We start from the raw sequence: 20,737 nt of genomic DNA on the forward strand, positions 1-20,737 counted from the left end.
TGAATGTTAAAAACCTAGCTTAAACCCTAATGAGAACGACCTTACTGTCGGGTAGTTGCTCACGTCAAAATACCCTCCGCTTACACTATAAGTATCATTGGTAGTTTCAGGGTCATTTCCCGGATATTTGGTGATGGTAAACAGGTTAGTAGCCGATGCAAATAATGAAGCATTTAGGAGTCCGGCCCTTTCCATCCATTTGGTTTTACCCAACCTGTAATTCAGGGAAACTGTCCTTAACTTAATGTAAGCTGAGCTGAAAACATTCATATTAGATATTGGAGAAAACCCATCTCCGTACAATAAACGAGGTTGGTTTGCGGCCGTGTTACCCGCATGATACCTGTTAAGCATCACGGCATTTGCGTTGGTAGAACCGGAGAACTGCATACTGCCAATATGGTCGCCCCATAAAAGGCTTCCTCCCTGCGAGAAAGTAAAATACAGTTGCAGATCAAAATTCTTATAGCCAAATCCCTGGGTAAAGCCACCATAGTATTTAGGTGCAGCCTGGGCAATGATCTCTTTTCCTTTCGGGAAAGCGCTGTCAAATTCCCTATATTCATCATAATCCAGTTCATACATTGGATCGCCAATATTTATGTAAGGAAGTATAAGCGTTCCGATAAACCCAAGTGCTTTCTTATAAGCATCAAGTTGTTCCTGGGTCCGGATGATATCAATAACTTTATAGCCTGTAATCAGACCAAGTGGTTTTCCTTCAATCAATGTAGTGTTGCCACCCAGTTCCAAACCAGTTAAACTTCCAATCTGTTCCAGGTTTGCCGTGGCATCCAGTTTGGTTACCAGCGATTTGTTCCAGGTAACATTCAGGGAAGCATTCCATCTGAAGTTCCTGGTACGGATGATATCGCCCTGTAAGGAAACTTCGAGTCCGGTGTTTTTAATATCAGCAGTATTTCTAAGCAGCGAAGAATAAGAACTGCTTGAGGCAACTGGCAAGGCCAGTAAAACACCCTCAGTTTTTTTGTTGTAATAATCGACAGTAGCCTGCAAACGGTTACCAAACAAAGAAATATCGAGGCCGGCATCAGCTTCTCTTGTACTCTCCCATTTGATCCTCTCATTTCCCAACTGGGTTGGTATAAGAGCGTTACCTCCCGAATAAGAAAACGGGCTATACAGGGTACGGTACATTTGATCGCCAATATTCTGCGTACCTGTTAGTCCATAACTGCCCCTGAACTTGATGTCGTCGATCCATTTTACGTCTTTAAGAAAGTTTTCTTTGGAAATCCTCCAGGCAACTGCACCTGAAGGGAAGTAACCGAACTTGTTGTTCGGTCCGAATTTTGAAGATCCGTCGGACCTGCCGGTGAAGGTAAACAGGTATTTATCCATCAGGGAATAATTTGCCCTCAGGTAAAAAGACAACAAATAGCTTTGCGGTTTACGCGGGTCATCACCCCTGGTAATCAGAGGGGTGGTAGCAGATGAAAGATTGTTCAAGACCTTGTCATCCGGATACCCGGTAGCTGTTGCACTAAAAAAGCTGTTTTTTATGGTCTCATACGACGTACCGGCAAGCACGGTTATATCATGTATATCATTAAAAGTTTTATTATAGGTTAGTGTATTTTCCAGGAACCAATTGGTTAGCCTGCTGTTTGAATTGCTGCCAATCCCGCCGTTGTTGTCTACATTTCCGTAGAAACTCCCGATACTTAAAAAACTTGGGATATAATTGCGCTGGTTATAAGTCTGCATATTTAAGGATACTGTGCTTTTAAACTTAAGATCCTTGGTAATATCATATAAACCTGAAGCTGAGCCCATCAGGCTAAAAGTTTTCGCATTATTGGTAGCCTGGAGCAAGCCTACCGGATTCTGAAAGCCCATATAGGAGTAAGCTACTGTTGAGAAATCAGTAGGTTTACCTGTTTCATCATAAGGTGCAAGATCAGGGCGGGCCCTTAGTGCCTGTCCGTAAGCCCCATCGCCAATATTTTGGTTGGTATATCCCATCAACATATTTGTAATGAACCTGAACCGCTTGCCAATCTCATTTTCGAGGTTCAGCTTACCGGTTACCCTCTGGTAGTCGGTACTCTTGATCACACCCGGAGTACTGTTGAAAGAGATGGAACTGAAATATTTGGATGCAGCCCCACCACCCTGAACAGATAAGTCAGCATTGTGCGAAATCGTATTCCGGATAACCTCTTTGATCCAATTGGTATTGGCTTTGCCGAAAAAAGCAGAAGGGTTGTTAACGATAGCGTCTACCTCAGCCGGCATATAGTCATCAGCAATGGTATGTTCATCAAAATCGTTTTTGGCAGCTTCCGCAATCAGCATCTTGTACTGGTCTGCGTTCAGCAACGATGGTGTAATGGCCCGGGTTGCGGTACTGTAGTAGTTGGCTACAATCTGAGGTTTCATATCCTTTTTGCCGCTTTTTGTAGTAATGATCACTACCCCATTTGCTGCTTTAGAACCGTAAATTGCCGTTGATGAAGCATCTTTAAGGATACTGATGGATTCAATGTCATTGATGTTTAATCCGCCGATGCTGTTCAGCCCATTTACAAAAGAGGAAGAAAGGCCCGCACTTACACCGCCGGCATTGTTGATATCATTACCTACAGGACTACCTACATCAAATCCTGGACTGATAAAATTACTGCGGACCTGTACCGGTACTCCATCAATGATATACAAAGGGTCGTTACCACCCAACAATGAACTTGAACCACGGATCCTGATCTTCACGGCACCTCCAGGGCTGCCATCGGCCTTGGTTACCTGTACACCCGCGGCTTTACCGGCCAAAGCATTGTCGACCGTTGCAAAAGGCAGGTCCTGAACGTCCTTTGCGCTTACCGTTGAAATGGAACCGGTAAGGTCTTTCTTTCTGCTGCTACCATAACCGATAACCACAGTTTCTTCCAGTTTATTCTGGCTCAGCTGCATGGTTACCGTCATGTTGTTGCGTGCGGGCAATTCACGGCTTGCATACCCTACATAAGAAAATACGAGTACGGCATCTTCGGGCACATTCAGGATAAAATATCCCTGATCGTTGGTGCTGGCAGCATTCCTCGCATTGTCTTTTACCTTGATACTTACGCCCGCCAGCGGCCTTCCGTTCTCATCCAGCACACGGCCACGGATATCAGCAGCAGCAAAAACAGTTTTAAGCTTATCCAGAAAGGAAGGCTCCTTTCTCGAAACGACAACGGAATTGTTGCCGTCAGATACCGAATATTCAAAGGGCTGCTTGTCAAATACCAGTTCAAGTACAGATTTCAGGTCGCCATCTTTAACATGAATGGTAACCGGTACAGCGTTTTTAAGATCGGCCGAAGGGAACAGGAAGTTAACGCCGCTTTGTTTACGGATCTTATCGAGTACAACTTTAATAGGTGCATTCTTTTCAGACAAACTTATCCTTTGTCCGTAAGAGCTTGCATTAACCTGCAAGATTGCGGTGATCAGGAGCAACGTGGTGAGCCTCATAATCAACAAAATTTTAGACATACAGCCAATGGGCCGCATCGTTCTTTTGGTATAAAAAATGTACATTTGTTTAGTTGGTTTTAAAGTATCAGGTCCTTCATTTAGCGATGGAGCGGGCCTGACACCGGTTTAACTTTAAATATTTTGACGGAACCAATTTAAGTTGCCCCGGTTCCTACACCGGGGTAACTTTTTTGATTTTGTATAAATTTAATTCAAGACGATAACCCTCCTTCCCTCAAGTTTAAAGTGAATAATTTTAGTTCTTTCCAGCATGTCCAGTACATCGCTGATGTTCGAAAACCTCGAAATGGCACCTGTAAACACCTCACGGGAAATTTTCCCCTCATACCTGATGTCTACATCATACCAGCGCGATATCTTTTGCATGATTTCCGGGATACTTTCTTCATTGAATCTGAAGTAGCCATCCTTCCATGACACCGCGGCCTCAACATCTGCTTTTTTTACCGTCAGCTTATCGCCGGTAAGATCGGCCTGCTGGCCCGGAACCAGTATTTTCTCTTCCGCACCCGCGCTTACACTTACACTGCCCTCCAGCAAAGTTGTACTGGTTATGCCCGAGTAGCTGTTGATATTGAAATGGGTACCCAGCACTTTTACATTTTGTCCGGCTGTTTTTACGATGAAGGGCATGCCCATATTTTTTGCGACTTCGAAATAGGCCTCTCCTGTCAATTCTACAACGCGCTCAACACCGTCGAAAACCTGTGAAAATTTCAGGCTGCTCTCCGCATTAAGGATGACCAGTGTTCCGTCAGAAAGTTTGAATTTATAGGTCCCACCGCGTGGGGTGCTTGCGATAAGCATCGCTGATGTACCGGCTACTGTCTGCCTGGCGACCGTACCATCCTCATACACCAGGGCACGACCGCTTACACTAAGCGTATGTTGCGCATCACTCAACCGTAAGGTATCTCCATTGGCCAATGTAACAACCGCAGTATTTTTACCCGGTGGAATATCCTGCGCAAGGCTGATCTGTTCCTTGATCCCCTTAGGGGTACCGTTATAAAAGAATAAAGCGGTAAACAAGGTAAGCAGAACAACTGCTGCAGCAGCACTCCAAACCAGCAGCAGGTTTCTCCTGCGGGTTATGTAAGCATCGAGCTGCTTTAAACCCAGCTCGTGTTCCTGTTGAAGTTCAGCAGTGCCCAATGTTTCACCAGTTTCCATTTTCAGGTACCAGCTTTCCACCAGCCTGGTCTCTTCCGGTGTAGCCATTCCTTTATTGTATTTATCAATTATTTGCCAGGCATTTTTGTTTTCCATATCATCAAGGCAAAAAACGCCTTATACCATTAAGACACGCCTGAGCATGCCATGTACTAGATGAAATTGAAAAAAATTAAAATAAGGTTAACAAATTGTTATTTCCAAGCTTTGTACGCAGTATCTTAAGTGCATTGTGCACCTGGTTACGGACCGTATTGGGAGATATACCCAGTTCATCAGCGATTTCGCCGTGGCTCATATCACGGTTGCGGCTCATCTCAAAGACAATTCTCATCTGCTCTGGTAAGGCTGCAACTTCTTTCTCTATCAACATCCTCAATTCCTTTTCCCGCAGCTGGTCTTCTATTACATTTTCACCCGCATCAATAAACTCCTGCAGGGATGCTGCAAAGTTATCGCGCACCTGCCTGTTCCTATACTGGTTAAGTACCCTGTTCCTTACCGAAGCATATAAGTATGCAGACAGGCTGGTTTTAAATTGAAGTTGCCGGCGGTTTGTCCAAAGGTATACGAACAATTCCTGTATGATATCCCGCACCTCCTCCCGCTCGGGTAAGCGGCGATAGGCATGGCTGTACAACACCCCCTGGTAACGGGCATAAATTTCTTTAAGTGCCGTCTTGTCCCCCGCTTTAAGCAAAGCAACAAGATCGGTATCAGCATATGAACTATAAACGGCCATTTAATTCCCTCTAAAGTAAAGGTACAAAAACTGTCTCCTATGTTGTCACTTAATTTGTCCTAACTTCAGCGGCTCCTTCAGCACATCAGACCTCAAGGTATTTTATAGTTGAGCATATTTATTTTTATGCTGTTTTGGGAGAAAGCCATTGTCATGCTCGTCAGAATCCAGAGCCATGCCCCGCGGCACCTAAAATTGTTTACCGTTTGGCGAAGCTGACACAAGCAAACCGGGCATCCGATTCGGCCCTGGCACAAGGCACAACCAACAGGGCCATTGCTATGATCAAAAGTTTTACAAGAATGTTCATACCATTTAACTTTAGTTACATTAAAGCTATTGTACTTTTAAATGACCTGAAACAAAGAATAGACAGAAAGGCAAAAAGTAACGATGAAAGGGAAAAGAGAATCGTTACCGCACCGCAAAAATCAGTCAAACGTTTGCGCAGCTATTTTAGCTGAAATATAATTATGTTCGATGCTGAATACAACCCACACAAACATGAAATGCATTTTTTCTGCTTTAACTTTAGCGTTGGCCACATTAACGGGCTTTGCACAGGAGCTACCCCCTGAATTACAAACACCAGAACTGGTATCGGTAAACAGGATGCCCATGCGGGCCTCAGCTTTTGCTTATGAAAACAAAGCGATGGCTGCAAAAAGGGAAAAAGAAAAATCGGCTTACTTCATGAGCCTGAACGGGCAATGGAAATTCAACTGGGTGCAAGACCCGCGTAAAAGACCTCAGGACTTTTATAAAAACACCTTCGATGATACCAAATGGGATAACTTTAAGGTACCTGCCAACTGGGAAACCAATGGATATGGTACCCCAATTTATGTAAACCAGCCCTATGAGTTTGCAGGCCGCAAAAATACGGGGGCAAGAATGAACCCTCCATTTGACATACCGGCCGATAATAATCCTGTAGGGTCTTACCGGAAAAAGTTCAATATCCCCCAAAACTGGGAGGGCAGACAGGTGTTTATCCACCTGGGTGCTGTAAAATCAGCTTTTTTTATCTGGGTAAATGGTGTTAAAGTTGGTTATAGTGAAGACAGCAAGCTGGCTGCCGAATTTGACATCACCAAATATGTAAAACCAGGCGAAAACCTGGTTGCCCTGCAGGTGTACCGATGGAGTGATGGCAGTTACCTGGAGTGCCAGGACACGTGGCGCATATCGGGAATAGAACGCGATGTTTACCTCTATGCTACCCCCAAACTTGACATCCGCGACTTTAAAACCGTTGCCACATTGGATAAGACTTACAAAAACGGATTGCTTTCTGTGAATGCAGAAATCAACAACTATAAAATCGACAAGAAAACCAACCACAGCCGTCCTGATACGTTTGCAGTAGCACTGGAACTCATAGACCCTAAAGGGAAAACCATTTACCAGGAAGAAAGCAACGGTAATAAGGCAGTTTTGGGCAATTACAAAAGTACGGTTACTTTTAATACAGAAATCAGGGATGTGCTGGCCTGGACTGCCGAGACACCAGCCTTATATACCTTATTCATTACCCTTAAAAACAAAAATGGAGAAGTTTTAGAGGTGATCCCACAACGCATTGGATTCCGCAGTGTTGAGCTTACCGGCAATAATTTCCTGGTAAATGGAAAAAGGGTTTTCTTTAAAGGGGTAAACCGCCATGAACATAATGCCACGCAGGGCCATACCCTGAGCCATGCCGACATGCGGAAAGACATGGAGATGATGAAGAAACTGAATGTGAACTCGGTAAGACATTCCCACTACCCGCCTGATCCTTATTGGATGGAATTGTGCGATGAATATGGCCTCTATGTAGTGGATGAAGCAAATATAGAATCTCATGGCCGGTATTATGACCTGGCCTATACTTTGGGCAACGACAAGCAATGGAGGCTACCCCATCTGGAAAGGATCAAACGGATGTACGAACGTGATAAAAACCATGCATCGGTAATTACCTGGTCATTGGGCAACGAAGCCGGCAACGGAGTTAACTTTTACGAAGGCTACGACTGGCTGAAAGCCAATGACGGGCGACCGGTACAATACGAGCGTGCAGAACATGATTACAATACGGATATGATTGTGCCCCAGTACCCTGATCCGAACTGGTTAAAAAGGTATGCAAACAGCAACCCGGACAGGCCCCTGATCATGAGCGAGTTTGCACACATCATGGGCAATAGCCTGGGAAATTTCAAAGAATACTGGGATGTAATTGAAAGTCAGCCTAACCTGCAGGGTGGCTTTATCTGGGAATGGATAGACCAGGCCATCGACACCGTAAAAAACGGCAAACGTATCAATGCCTATGGGGGTGATTTTCCTTTAGCCGGACCGGTAAATGAGGATTTCAGCGATAATAATTTCTGTGTAAAGGGTGTGGTTACCAATTACAGGGGCATGACCCCGATGGCCGTTGAGGTTAAAAAGATCTATCAATACATTAAAACTACCTATGCTGGTAACAATGAGTTAAAAATCAACAACTCTTATTTCTTTAAGGGTACAGGCCATCTGAGACTGGAATGGGAACTTCTGGCAGAAGGTAAGGTTGTAGAAAAAGGCGTGATCAGCAACTTAAGCATCGATCCGAGAACAGAAAAAGAATTCCTGCTGCCCATTAAAACCAAGGTAAAAAACAATACGGAATACTTTTTAAATGTATACTACAAGCTGAAACAGGAGGAGCCATTTTTACCGGCAGGTTATACCATCGCAGCTGAACAGTTTGCCTGGAACGGTGCCACTCAGATATTTAAGCCTGCCATGGCCAGGGGCAAGCTGAGCCTTGAAAAAAAAGCCGGCAAAACCCTTATTCAGGGAAAGGATTTTAGTATGGATTTTGACATGGTCAAAGGACTGATGACTGCCTATACTTTAAATGGTTTACCTGTTCTCAGTGCGGGCCCCAGTCCGGCATTCTGGCGTGCGCCGACAGACAATGATATTGGCGCCGGCTTCAACAGCAGCTTAAGAAAATGGCGCAATGCCTATGATGAAGGCAAATTGATATTGGCTGATGCAAAACAGGATGCACAAAGTACAGTTACAGTTAGCTTTAAAAAAGAGCTGCTGGATGGGAATGCCGCTGTTGAACAGCTGTTTACCATTTTTGCAGATGGCAGCGTTAAAGTTGACAACCACTTTCTGGCCAATAAAGGAAAATACCCGCTGATGCTGCGTATAGGGAACGACCTGCAGCTGAACCAGGCTTTCCACAAGATCAGCTATTACGGACGCGGACCGGGCGAAAACTATTGGGACCGTAAGACAGGCTCTTTTGTAGGCCTATACCAGCAAACCGTAAATGAGCAGTATTTCCCTTATGCCAGACCTCAGGAAAGCGGGAACAAATCTGAGGTGCGTTGGGTGAATTTCACCAACAAAAACGGTAAAGGTTTGAGCTTTGCCATGGGCGATAGCCTGCTTAACTTTTCGGCACTGCCTTATGCACTGGACGATCTTGACCCTGAAACGGAGAAAAAGCAATACCACTCGGGCGAACTGGTTAAACGCGACAACATATACCTGCACATGGACCTGATCCAAAGTGGAATGCAGGGTATAGACAGCTGGGGTTCCATGCCTATGAAGGAATACAGGGTACCTTTTGCCAAACACGAATACAGTTACTGGATTAAGCCGCTCAGGTAACCAATCAGTACACTGCAACTCATATAGGTCATGATGCCTACAACCAATAATCCGAAAATGGCCAGCCATACAGGATGCTTATAAGTACCTACGATCCTGGTTTTATAGGCGGCGAGCAGGATTACGGCCAGGGTTATGGGCAGGATAATCCCATTCAGGGCACCTGCGACAATTAGCAGGCTGACCGGCTTGCCCACAAGCACAAATATCACTGTAGATATCAGGATGAAAGCAATGATCACTTTGTTTTCATGCTGGTTGATCCTGGGGCTGAAGGATTTGATAAAGGACACAGAGGTATAGGCAGAGCCGATAATGGAGGTAACTGCTGCTGCAAACATAACCAAACCAAAAAGCCTGTAGCCTATATTTCCGGCGGCAAGCTGAAAAACCGAGGCTGTAGGATTTTCTGCATCTATAACCAGGCCCTTTCCAATAACACCAAGCGAAGCCAGGAACAAAAAGATGCGCACCAATGAAGCTACCGATATTCCCATTACGGCGCTACGGCTAACCTGCCGAACAGCGCCTGTACCTTTAATTCCTGCATCAAGTAAACGATGCCCACCCGAAAAAGTAATGTAACCGCCAACGGTACCCCCAACCAGGGTAAGGATGGTAACCAGATCCAGTTTCAAAGGCACAAAAGTCTGGAGTGCAGCTTCAGCAAGGGGTGGAGCTGAACTGATGGCAATATAAATGATAGCAATGATCATGACGAAGCCCATCAGCTGTGCAAACCTGTCCATTGCCTTACCCGCCTCTTTGATCAGAAAAATAGCAATGGCAATACCAGCAGAAAGGATGGAACCTGTGATCACATCCATACCCAGCAATGCCTGAAGGCCCAGGCCTGCCCCGGCTACATTCCCGATGTTAAAGGCCAGTCCGCCAAAAACAATGAGCAGGGAAATAAAGCCTCCCAATCCGGGCAATAACATATTTGCAATATCCTGTGCCCTTTTTTCTGAAACGGCTATTACCCGCCAGATGTTTAGCTGCACACCAATATCGATAATGATAGAAGTGAGGATCACAAACCCAAAGCTAGCGCCAAGCGACTGGGTAAAAACGGTGGTTTGTGTCAGAAATCCCGGCCCGATAGCTGATGTAGCCATTAGAAAGGCTGCGCCTATCAATACTGACCGGTTGTTTGCCTGTTTCATTTAAAGCGGATATTTTCTTTTTGAAAGGTATGATAAATCTGTTCAGCAAATGTAAAGGCCGATGTCCCATCGCCATGGATGCATATGGTATCGGCCTGGATGGCAACCTCGGTACCTTGTTGTGAAACTACCTTGCCTTCCTTCACCATTTTAAGCACCTGGGCCAGTGATTCCTGGTGATTGGTGATCAAAGCACCAGGTGACTTTCTTGAGGTCAGCGTTCCATCTGGCTGGTAAGTGCGGTCTGCAAATACTTCATTGGCTACCTGAAGTCCAGCTTTTTGTCCTGACCGGATCAGTTCGCTGCCCGACAGGCCGTATAAAACAAGGCTGGGATCGACCTTATAAATGGCTTCTGCAATAGCATCGGCCAGACTGGGCTTAGTGGCGGCCATATTGTACAATGCACCATGAGGTTTTACATGGTGCAACGTACCGCCCTCCGCTTTTACAAAAGCAGACAATGCGCCGATCTGGTAAACGACCATTTCGTAAGCCTCTTCGGCTGTAATGTGCATGTCCCTTCTTCCAAAGCCCTGAATATCGGGCAAGCCCGGATGCGCACCAATAAACACAGCATGCTGCAATGCCAGTTTTACCGTTTTTCTCATGATAGCCGGATCGCCTGCATGAAAGCCACAGGCGATATTAACAGAAGAAACAAATGGCATAATGGCGGCATCGTTTCCCATGTTCCAAGCCCCATAGCCTTCTCCCATATCACAATTCAGGTCAGCAACAAATTGATCAGCCATATTTTAAAGTTATTGTTTGCCGCAGCTGGTTAATTTGCTGTGTTCTTACGAGCAGCAAGACCTGCGCCTGTTCTAAGGTAATCAATTCAAATGTAATTTGCTGCCCTGGCTGCATTTGCGCCAGCAATGTTAAATCGGCACTGATCACCTGGGCTATGCGCGGATAACCACCGGTTGTCTGGTGGTCGGCCATTAACACAATGGGCATTCCCTGACCGGGTACCTGTACCGTTCCAAAAGTAACAGCAGCAGAAAGCAGTTCTTTATCGGTATTCCACTGTAACGAAGGGCCATTTAAACGATAACCCATTCTATCGGCCTGGCTGCTGATGGTAAAGGGTTCATTAAAAAAACTGGAGATACTTTGTGGGGTAAACTGCTCAAATTCGGGTCCTTTAATTACCCTTATGGCCCGAACAGACAGATCCGGATAAATATTTCTGCCGGCCGACCAGCCAATTTTCCTGGATGGGCCATGATAGGATTTTTTAAACGGAATATGATCATCCGCTTTCAGGGCCCTGCCCTCCCAGCCTCCAATTCCTGCCCGCAGGTAAGTGGACTGGCTGGATAAAACCTGGGGAACGTCAAAACCACCGTAAACACAGATGTAGCTGCGACAGCCGTCTACAGCTTTTCCGAAGGATAATGTTGAACCCTTTGGCACATACAATGGCCTCCACATCTCAACGGCCTCACCATTCAGTTTTGGAGATAGATTTCCACCGGTAATGGCAATCATTTGCTGCACTTCAAAAACAATTACAGGCCCCGCAAGGGTACATTCCAGACTGGCCTCATGAACAGCATTGCCCAGTAGTAAATTACCTATCTTTAATGCAAGGTCATCCATAGCACCACTTACCGCCATCCCTGATTTCTGGTAGCCATACCGGCCCAGGTCCTGCAATGTGGTCAATAAACCCGGTTTCAATATGCTAATTCCCATCCCCCTCCGATTTAATTTTTAACCACTCTGCTGCAGTAACCGGACTAAAGCGTACCCTGTCACCAGCCTTAAGCAATGCAGGTTCTTCCTTTCCGATGTCAAATAGTTCTAATGGCGTTTGTCCAATGAGCTGCCAGCCACCGGGTGTTTCCATAGGGTACACGCCTGTCTGACTTCCCGCAATGCCCACTGCTCCCCTTGGGATCTTTGGCCTGGGGTTTTCTTTCCTTGGTGTTGCAATCCTTTCGTCCATTCCTCCAAGATAGGGAAAGCCAGGTGCAAAGCCTATCATATAAACCAGGTATTCGGGTTGAGTATGTAGGGCTATGACCTCATCCATACTGATATGATGGTAGTTTGCCACATATTCCAGATCCGGCCCCATTGCCCCGCCATAATGAACCGGAATGATCCGTACTGCTGATTGCTCCTGCATTTCAGTATCGTCTATAGCTCCTGTCATTTCCTGCAGCAGTAAAACTATTTCATCATATTTGAGCAACCAGGGTTCATAATAAATGGTAATGCTGGTAAATGCAGGCACATACTCCACAAAACCTTCAAAAGTATATTCATCCAACCATGCCGCCACAGCCCTTACCTGAAGATTGATCGTTTTACTGATCACATCACCAAACTGCATCACTACAGCTGAATCACCCAGCGGGTAGTATTGAACAAGGTTTTGCTGCGTTAAACTCATCCTGATTAATATGAACTAAGATGAGCAATATTTTCTTAACTACGCATATTATTTTGAAGGCTTGTCTCCCATTTCTATACGCATTTCACCCCCATTTGTAATGGTTGAATGCAACAGCGAAGACGTAGAATGATTTTTTCCATTCCATACCACCTTTTGGATGTATTTATTCGCAGGGCTGTTTCCTATAACCTTTATATGGAACTTTTTGGCGCCTGGCAAACTGATCACTGCTTCGTTAATGAGCGGTGAGCCGAATACATATGCTCCACTGGCCGGGTTCAGCGGGTAAAATCCCAAAGCCGAGAACACATACCAGGCACTCATCTCCCCTGCGTCGTCATTGCCACAAAGGCCATCGGGCTTATTGGTATAAAACTGCTGGTCAATCTTCCGGATCAGCTCAGCCGTTTTCCAGGGCTGCCCGGCCAGGTTGTATAAATAAGGGATATGGTGATTGGGTTCATTGCCGTGGGCGTACTGACCAATTAAACCGGAAATATCGGGCGAGGTTTTGTCATCCAGTACCGAAGAAATGCTAAACAGGGAATCCAGCTTGTTTAAAAAAGGCTGCCTGCCGCCAAATTCCTGAATAAGACCGGGGACGTCCTGGGGCACCAGCCAACTGTATTGCCAGGCATTGCCTTCGCAGTAATCGTTCTGACGGTGTACCGCATTGTAAGGGTTAAAAGGGCTACGCCAGGAACCATCGGCCATTCGACCACGGAAATGGCCGGTACCTTTATCAAAGTATTGCTGGTAAAGTTTACTACGTTCAGCAAAATACCGGTAATCTTCGTTCTTATTTAAGGCTTTGGCCATTTGTGCAATGCACCAATCGGAAATGGCATATTCCAGGGCCTTGGCCACCGATTCCTCTACCTTCTCGGCAGGAATGAACTGCAGCTTTTGGATATATTGGATGCCATTGGTATCCTGCATGGCCGAATGCCGCATGGCCTGATAGGCCAGTTCAGTATCGTAATTCCGGAACCCCTTTAACCAGGCATCGGCAATAACAGGCACTGCCGGGTAACCGATCATACAATTGGTTTCATTGCCATGCAGGTGCCATACCGGCAATTTGCCCTGCTGCTGGTAAATGGCCAACATGGTTTTAACCATGTCATTTACCCGATCTGGGTGTAAGATGGTCATTAAAGGGTTCAGCCCACGGTATGTATCCCAGAGGGAAAGCGTGGTATAATTGTTAAAACCTGCATTTTTATACACCTTTTTGTCGGCACCCCGGTAATCACCGTTCACATCATTAAACAATGACGGAGCAATCATGGTATGGTAAAGGGCGGTATAGAATTTTGTTTTTATAGATGAAGGAGCCTCGATCTTAACTTTGGATAAAGCTTTTTCCCATTTGGCATCGGCTTGTTTCACACAGGCATTAAAATCCCAGCCCGGCAGCTCTGTATTCAGGTTGAGCAGTGCATTCGCCGTGCTTACAGGCGAAATGGCCACTTTTACTTTTAACAGGGGCTGTTTTACCGCATCGAAAAACAAAGCAGCCTTTATTTCTTTACCGCTGGCTTCTGCGCCCGGAAGCGGGGCCGAACCATTGTAGAGTTCTGTCCTGGTTACAGGTGCGGAAAGCCTGATGACGAAATAGATCCGCTGGTCTGCTGCCCAGCCTTTTGAAAAGCGGTAACCTTCAAAGGTAACTGCATCGAGCTGGCGGATATGTGTCTGGGCTGGTTCATCCCAGCCCATGCCAAAGCCCAGGTCGACCATCAGGTGGGCATTGTCTGTTTTTTGATAGGTATACTGGTGAAAGCCTGTCCGCTCGGTAGCCGTTAGTTGGGCCTTTACCTTGTATTTCTCCAGGTACACCTGGTAATAACCCGGTTTGGCTATTTCCGTTTTTTTGGAAAAAAAAGAACCGTAGCCACTTTCCATATCATTGAATTTAGCCCGGGTAACCTGTGTCTTCCCATTGGCAGGCAGGAGTAAAATATCATTGAGGTCGCCTATACCGGTACCACTGAGGTGGGTGTGCGTAAAGCCCAGGATTTCGGGGCTGCTGTAATTGTAGCCGCTGCACCAGTCCCAGCCATTGAATTTATCCCAGCTCTGTATGATCTGCGAAGGGCCAAGCTGTACGGCACCGAAAGGGACGTTGGCACCAACAAATACATGACCATGACCCGCAGAACCTATAAAAGGATCAACAAAGCCTGTAGCTTTGTTTTGGGCAAAAATACCATTGCTTAAAATTATCAGGCCAAGTATAAAGCCCGGTTTTCGCATCATCATCACTTCTCTTCTTTTCATGGTTTAATTTATTGGGAACAGCTGGCTTTTAAGGTTCCAGCCGTATACTTCTATGCTTAAAGGAGTGTTGCCCTGCTCAGGAAATTCGATGCTCATGCTTTTTTCCCCGCCCGGCAGTATGGTAAAATAATTGTCGGAACAGAAGGCGGGCAATATCCTTTCCCCGGTAGCGGTATTCACCAAAGCTACGCGATTAAAAAAGGCAACAGGGCCGGCTGCATCGTTGTTCAGCAAAACTTCCAGCTGGCCTTTCCCTGCTTTACGGCTGCTCACGTTCAGCTTTGCTGTTTTCATGTGCTGCAGTCCGGTGTATTTACCGTCAGGTGCAGGCATCCAGTACAGGTTTTCGCTCAGCACCTTTTGTGTGGCATCCAGCAGCTTCAGCAACACAAAACAACCTGTTTTGGCATCCAGCTTTTTTAAGCCCTCATTTACCGGGAAAGTACGCTGACTGGTAGAGGCAGCTATCTCGGTAAAAGCCTGGATCTGTTGCTGCAGCTTACCTTCCATATCATACAGACTGGCTTGCACCATAACGTTTCGCACCACCCCCAAACCATTGTTAACTATCGTTACCATGCTGTCCAGCGGGTTCATCATGATGTGCAGGGGCGCTGAACCTTTGCGCAATCCGTACAAACAGGCATTGGGGTCCAGGTAATAATCGTACATCTGCCCGCGCATGGCCGTCCAGGGGTTCTGTGTTTTCCAGATGATGGTGCCCGTATACCAGTCCCACATCCTGGAAGAAAAGCCTTCCATCAATGCGCGGTATTGCTCGTAATTGACCAGCTGCGCCTTCATGGCAAAATCTCTGGCATCCTTTGCTTTCCCATAGGGCTCAATGTGATGGTCGTAAGGAATGTACTTGTGGTAGGCCCATACCGAATCCGGCTGCTGCCCGTTCTGTGGCGGGGCCATGTTCCCTTCAGGGATAAAACGTTTCAGTGAAGCATAATCACCTACCCCAACCGAGCCCACTTCTGAGTTATAGGGATAGGTACGGAAAGACCAGAAGCTTTTCGGGTCCTGAATGGTATAAGGTCCATCGCCATTACCGCCCAGGAAATTGTAGGACATGTCGTTGCTGTTGGAATAATCAAAGAAATAGCGGGTACCATCCAGCTCGGGAAGTATTTTTTCTTTGAGTGGGTATAGGATATCATCGGGCGGGGTGATTTCGTTGCCCCCGCACCAGAAGGCCAGTGAGGGATGGTTCCGGATCATTTTGATCTGATCTGCAGCAGCGGTAAGGACCAGTCCGTGATCATCAGGGTACTGCCTGCGGGTCCATTGGTCGTCCTTTTTCAAAGGGTCCTGCCATTTGCCATTGCAATCGCCGCTGAACCAGAAGTCCTGGAACACCAGCATCCCATATTTGTCGCAGGCCTGGTAAAACTCAGGCCTTTCAATGATAGCCCCACCCCAGATGCGGATCAGGTTCAGGTTCATCTCGCGATGGTAGCGCACTTCCGCATCGTAGCGTTCATCTGAAAAGCGGAGCATGGCATCAGAGATGATCCAGTTGCCCCCTTTGATGAAGATCTTTTGCCCGTTGACCAGGTTTTCACGGCTCCGGGTACGTTCGTTCCAGCGGGTGCTGATCTCCCTTACCCCGAACTGTACACTTTCTTTGTCGGCCAGTTTCCCTGCTGCGTCTACAAAGGTAAAGCTGATGGTATACAAGGGATGTTCACCATAACCGTTGGGCCACCAGAGCCTGGGGTTTTGCAGCTGAAAATCGGGCAGCTTCACCAGCTTTTTCTCGCCGGCCTTTAGCTGTACCGCTGCTTTGACCACTTTCCCTTCCAGGCTGTACTGCAAATAGCCGCTTACGGTTTTGTTCAGCGCGTTTTCTATTTCACAGGATGTGCGGATCAATGCTGGTTCCTGTTTGCCTGATGGCAAACGTTTGCCCGGAACCAGCGTCACCACATGGGGATTTTCGAGGTTCAAGCCCCCGGTTTTCTCCACAAATACCTTGTCCCATATGCCCGTATTGCGGTCGCGTATGGGCTGTATCCAGTCCCAGCCCGCGGTATAGGGCGTGGTCAGTCCTTTGGCAATGGTGCCATCGCCGCCTTGCCCGCCATTAGCTGCACCAGGAAAATCAGGTGGCTGAACCAACAAAGCCAGCCTGTTTTTCCCGTTTGGTGCAAGTAAGGACGTAATGTTGTACTGCTGGCGCAGGTGCATCCCCTCATGGGTCTTAAGGTTTACCCTTTTGCCATTCAAATAAATGTCGCATTTATAGTTCACCCCACGCAGCTTGAGCCATACCTGCTCATCGCCTTTGGCGGTCTGCTCAAAGGATTTCACAAACCAGTAGGTGTAATGGGCATTGCCAGTATCGTAAACATCTTTGATGAGTTTGTTGTTCATCCCATAAAAAGGATCGGGAACTTTTTTATTGTTCAGCAGGGTAGTCAGCACCGTACCGGGTACAGTGGCCGGCATCCAGCCGTTAAGTGCGGTACTTTCCAGGGAAAGCTGTTCTCCCTTACGAAATTCTTCTGTGATGGCTTTACAGGCCCAGCCCGAGTTCAGCTCATAACGCTGCTGGGCAGTTAATTTAACGCCAGCCAATAAAAAAAATAGGATCAGGTAGTTCTTCATTTTTACATATTACTTTCAATGGCACCAACTTTTTCCCTGTACAGTTCAATTGGACCATCCAATAAAACTGCAATCACGGTAAGCTGTTTATCCAGTTTAACTTCTGGTACAGGTATGTAAACTATGCCGGGTATTTTACTCCAGTATAATTTATTGTAAATTTCATAGGGCAGTATGGTGCCCTCACCCACTACGCGGACCCGGCTTATGTTATTTTTAATGCCTTTCAGTACAATTGGGCCTGTTGGTTTTCCTTCCACAAAAAGGTACAAGGTCTGACGGTCTGCAGATAATAAGGTATTCCCCTGGTAATGCCCTGCAGGAATTCCCGGAAGGGTATGGTCAAATATTTCTGTATGTTTGAACACCCAGGCTTCATCAGTTGGCATTGCTATAGCTTTTGCAGCAGTTGGATCACTTGTTTTTAAAGGTTCATCAAACCTCAGGTGTAACACGGTTACATCTTTGTCGTATGCAGCAGGCAATACCTTCAACAGATAACCATCGCTGCCAAAAGATTTATAGCTTAGCCCCGAACCTTTATATCCAACTACATTGGCTTCTACAATTTTTGATTGGATCCCTTCGAGCACAATTCCGGCATTTTCCTGATAGTCCAGGTATATAAATAAGTTCTTTTTATCTTTCGACAATGCAGTTTTTGCATTTACATGGCCTGCCGGGATACCCGCCTGGATGCCATATATGGCTGCTGCGTGTTTTTTGGTCCAGCGGCCCAGGTCTTTCAGTAGCTGTACCTGCTGGTAAGGTATGGTTCCATCAGCTTTGGGGCCGATATCAAGCAGTAAATTACCGCCCATACTGATGCAATCCACTAAAGTGCGAATGATCATATTAGACGATTTGTATTTGGTATCAAAGGGCTGATAGCCCCATGAATCGTTCATGGTATAACAAAGTTCCCAATAATCGGCTGCAGGTCTTAATACCGGAACACCCTGTTCGGGGGTTTCATAATCCCCATGTTCATCCAAACGGGAATTGATGATGATATTGGGATTGTGTTTTTGAAGCAACTCCCTCGTTTTTTGGGCCTCCCATTCTGTATTGCTGTGTTCCCAGTTCCCATCAAACCAGATAAGGTCTGGCCGGTAATTTATTGACAGTTCATTCAGCTGCTGCTGGTAATAATTCAGGAACGTTTTCCAGCGTTGCGGTTCATCTTTAAGCGCATACCTTTTACGGTCTCGGGTAAAAACGTCATAATTCTGGTAACTCCAATCGGGCAGGGAATAATAAATGCCTGTTTTTAGTCCTGTAGACTTGAGCGCAGTAATGAATGGCGACAGCACATCGCGCCTGGCTTTGCTATGTGCCAAGGTGGTGGTAGCACCCGGTGCCCTGGTATCCCAGAGCGAAACACCATCGTGATGTTTCGAGGTAATTACCGCATATTTTGCACCGCTTTCTTTAATTAAATTTGCCCATACGGCCGGATCATACTTTGATGCGCTGAAACCTTCGAGCTGTTTCATGTACAGCTCATGAGGCGTATAATTGTTAAAAAAGGCCCAGGATTCGGAAATACCATTTACAGCGTAAATGCCCCAATGGATAAAGATGCCCAGTTTGGCATCGGCAAACCATTGCATTTTTTTGTCCCTGGCGTTTTGTGCCCTGGCATTAAAGGCCATCAATAGCATCAAAACAATTGGCAGCTTTCTCTTTGTTATCGTTCTGATCATAGTATGGTTAATTTAAGTATCAATTTTCAGCGTCTGGCATAAACTCAAAAGCCAGTGCGATATTTGCCTTATCTCCCGAAAGGCCCTCGGGCAATTCGATTGTAGTTTTACCATTCACATCTTTCCAGTCTACCTTTTTACCAGTTGAGATTAAGGTAACCGGAGTTCCCTTTGCAGGAGAATTACCTTGCCAGCTAATTGAACGCATAGGTTTTTCATCAGTATTAAGGCAATAAATGGCATAGCGTGTTTTTCCATCTTTGCTTTGGGTAAACCAGGTTTGCCCGCTGTTGTAATTTTTAGTTATCCTGGTATTGTAAATGGCTTTACCGTTTAAAGCAGTCCAGGCCCCGATATCCTTTAACCGGTTAAATACCTCATCCGGCAATGTGCCGTCCGCTTTCGGGCCGATGCCTAAAAGCAGGCTTCCCCCTTTTGCTACAATTTCTACCAGTTTATGTACAACAATTCCTGCCGGTTTATATTGATCGTTAGGCACAAAGCCCCATGCACCGCCCAATGTCATACAGCTCTCCCATGGATGGCTGAGTTGCGCATCAGGAATCTTTTGTTCCGGGGTCTGGTAATTTTCAAACTCACCATGTACGGTACGGTCAACCATCAACAGACCAGGCTGCGCCTTTCTGGCCATGCTGGCAATTTTGGGCATGTCAATATCCTGGCTCCATTTTGGAATATTGGCACCCCAAGACAATACTTCTGCATTTACAGTTTCCAGTGGCCTTACCCAGCCTCCATCTAGCCATAAAATATCAATACTGCCATAGTTGTGCATCAATTCCCCAATCTGGCTAAAAGCAAAATTTTTAAACTGGTTCCATCTCCATGGATATTTTCTGATATCGTAATTGTTGTTGCGGTCGGCCGTAGCATATTTTGACCACCAGTAGTATTGCGAATGCCAGTCTGGTTTAGAGAAATAGGCACCTATCATGAAACCTTCTTTTCTAAAAGCATCGAAAACATATTTTGCTACATCGGCTTTAGGATTCGTTGAAAATGGCCCCTTAGCTATGCTAAAATCAGATACTTTGGTATCAAACATGGCAAAGCCATCATGATGTTTGGTTGTAAAAACAAGGTATTTCATTCCGGCCTTTTTACCTGCCCGGGCCCATTGTCCGGGTTCAAATTTTATGGGATTAAATTGCTTATTCAGGCCCCAATACCACTTTTTATACGCATCGTAACTTATCGTACTGTCTCTATCAATCCAGTCTTCCGAACAAAGGGTCCAGGATTCCATAATACCAGGTACGGCATACAGCCCCCAATGTATGATCATCCCAAACTTTTTATCCTGCCAGTTGTCCAGTTTATGCTTTACCAGCATATCTTTAGGCCATTCATAAACTGTTGACTGCTGATGAACCCCATTTTCCTGTGCATTCAGCTTAATGCAAAGAAAAACCAGGAGGATTACGATAGTGACTACTTTTTTCATGCCCAAAAA

13 protein-coding genes are annotated in these 20,737 nt (G+C 46.0%); 2 read left to right on the top strand and 11 right to left on the bottom strand.

What is annotated here, in order from left to right; genetic code table 11:
- Nucleotides 1-6: 6 nt before the first annotated feature.
- The 3 genes from B9A91_RS04795 to B9A91_RS04805 all read right to left on the bottom strand — a co-directional run bounded on the left by B9A91_RS04795 (nucleotide 7) and on the right by B9A91_RS04805 (nucleotide 5,419).
- Nucleotides 7-3,480, bottom strand: coding sequence for a TonB-dependent receptor (locus B9A91_RS04795; protein ID WP_084239580.1), 3,474 nt, complete (start codon nucleotides 3,478-3,480; stop codon nucleotides 7-9).
- A gap of 210 nt (nucleotides 3,481-3,690) precedes the next feature.
- Nucleotides 3,691-4,773, bottom strand: a complete 1,083-nt coding sequence (locus B9A91_RS04800) for a FecR family protein (protein WP_084237260.1) — start codon at nucleotides 4,771-4,773, stop codon at nucleotides 3,691-3,693.
- A 76-nt stretch (nucleotides 4,774-4,849) separates the two neighbouring features.
- On the bottom strand, nucleotides 4,850-5,419 hold the full coding sequence (locus B9A91_RS04805) for an RNA polymerase sigma-70 factor (protein ID WP_084237261.1): 570 nt from the start codon (nucleotides 5,417-5,419) through the stop codon (nucleotides 4,850-4,852).
- Between the two features lie 206 nt (nucleotides 5,420-5,625).
- Here B9A91_RS04805 and B9A91_RS04810 point away from each other — a divergent pair, with 206 nt between their 5' ends.
- Together B9A91_RS04810 and B9A91_RS04815 are read left to right on the top strand one after the other, a co-directional pair.
- Nucleotides 5,626-5,883: a hypothetical protein gene (locus B9A91_RS04810; protein WP_084237262.1), complete on the top strand. Its 258-nt coding sequence runs from the start codon at nucleotides 5,626-5,628 to the stop codon at nucleotides 5,881-5,883.
- Between the two features lie 40 nt (nucleotides 5,884-5,923).
- Nucleotides 5,924-9,082 (top strand): beta-galactosidase, LacZ type, encoded by a 3,159-nt coding sequence (locus B9A91_RS04815; RefSeq protein WP_084239581.1) that lies wholly within the window; start codon nucleotides 5,924-5,926, stop codon nucleotides 9,080-9,082.
- Here B9A91_RS04815 and B9A91_RS04820 read toward each other — a convergent pair.
- From B9A91_RS04820 to B9A91_RS04855, 8 genes are read right to left on the bottom strand one after another with little or no spacing between them, the layout of a single operon-like run.
- Nucleotides 9,058-10,248, bottom strand: a complete 1,191-nt coding sequence (locus B9A91_RS04820) for an NRAMP family divalent metal transporter (protein ID WP_084237263.1) — start codon at nucleotides 10,246-10,248, stop codon at nucleotides 9,058-9,060. The genes B9A91_RS04815 and B9A91_RS04820 overlap by 25 nt on opposite strands.
- Nucleotides 10,245-11,003 (bottom strand): LamB/YcsF family protein, encoded by a 759-nt coding sequence (locus B9A91_RS04825; RefSeq protein ID WP_084237264.1) that lies wholly within the window; start codon nucleotides 11,001-11,003, stop codon nucleotides 10,245-10,247. Before B9A91_RS04825 ends, B9A91_RS04820 begins: the two co-directional genes overlap by 4 nt.
- Nucleotides 10,996-11,952: a 5-oxoprolinase subunit C family protein gene (locus B9A91_RS04830; RefSeq protein WP_084237265.1), complete on the bottom strand. Its 957-nt coding sequence runs from the start codon at nucleotides 11,950-11,952 to the stop codon at nucleotides 10,996-10,998. Before B9A91_RS04830 ends, B9A91_RS04825 begins: the two co-directional genes overlap by 8 nt.
- Nucleotides 11,942-12,655, bottom strand: coding sequence for a 5-oxoprolinase subunit PxpB (pxpB, locus tag B9A91_RS04835; protein ID WP_084237266.1), 714 nt, complete (start codon nucleotides 12,653-12,655; stop codon nucleotides 11,942-11,944). The genes B9A91_RS04830 and pxpB overlap by 11 nt, the downstream gene beginning before the upstream one ends.
- A gap of 48 nt (nucleotides 12,656-12,703) precedes the next feature.
- On the bottom strand, nucleotides 12,704-14,941 hold the full coding sequence (locus B9A91_RS04840; protein ID WP_235012458.1) for a GH92 family glycosyl hydrolase: 2,238 nt from the start codon (nucleotides 14,939-14,941) through the stop codon (nucleotides 12,704-12,706).
- Between the two features lie 3 nt (nucleotides 14,942-14,944).
- Nucleotides 14,945-17,557 (bottom strand): glycoside hydrolase family 2 protein, encoded by a 2,613-nt coding sequence (locus B9A91_RS04845; protein ID WP_084237267.1) that lies wholly within the window; start codon nucleotides 17,555-17,557, stop codon nucleotides 14,945-14,947.
- Nucleotides 17,558-17,559: 2 nt separating this feature from the next.
- On the bottom strand, nucleotides 17,560-19,263 hold the full coding sequence (locus B9A91_RS04850) for an alpha-L-fucosidase (protein WP_235012459.1): 1,704 nt from the start codon (nucleotides 19,261-19,263) through the stop codon (nucleotides 17,560-17,562).
- Between the two features lie 19 nt (nucleotides 19,264-19,282).
- Nucleotides 19,283-20,728 (bottom strand): alpha-L-fucosidase, encoded by a 1,446-nt coding sequence (locus B9A91_RS04855; RefSeq protein ID WP_084237268.1) that lies wholly within the window; start codon nucleotides 20,726-20,728, stop codon nucleotides 19,283-19,285.
- Nucleotides 20,729-20,737 lie beyond the last annotated feature (9 nt).

It is taken from the genome of Pedobacter africanus, from assembly GCF_900176535.1.
Classification (GTDB): Bacteria; Bacteroidota; Bacteroidia; order Sphingobacteriales; family Sphingobacteriaceae; genus Pedobacter; species Pedobacter africanus.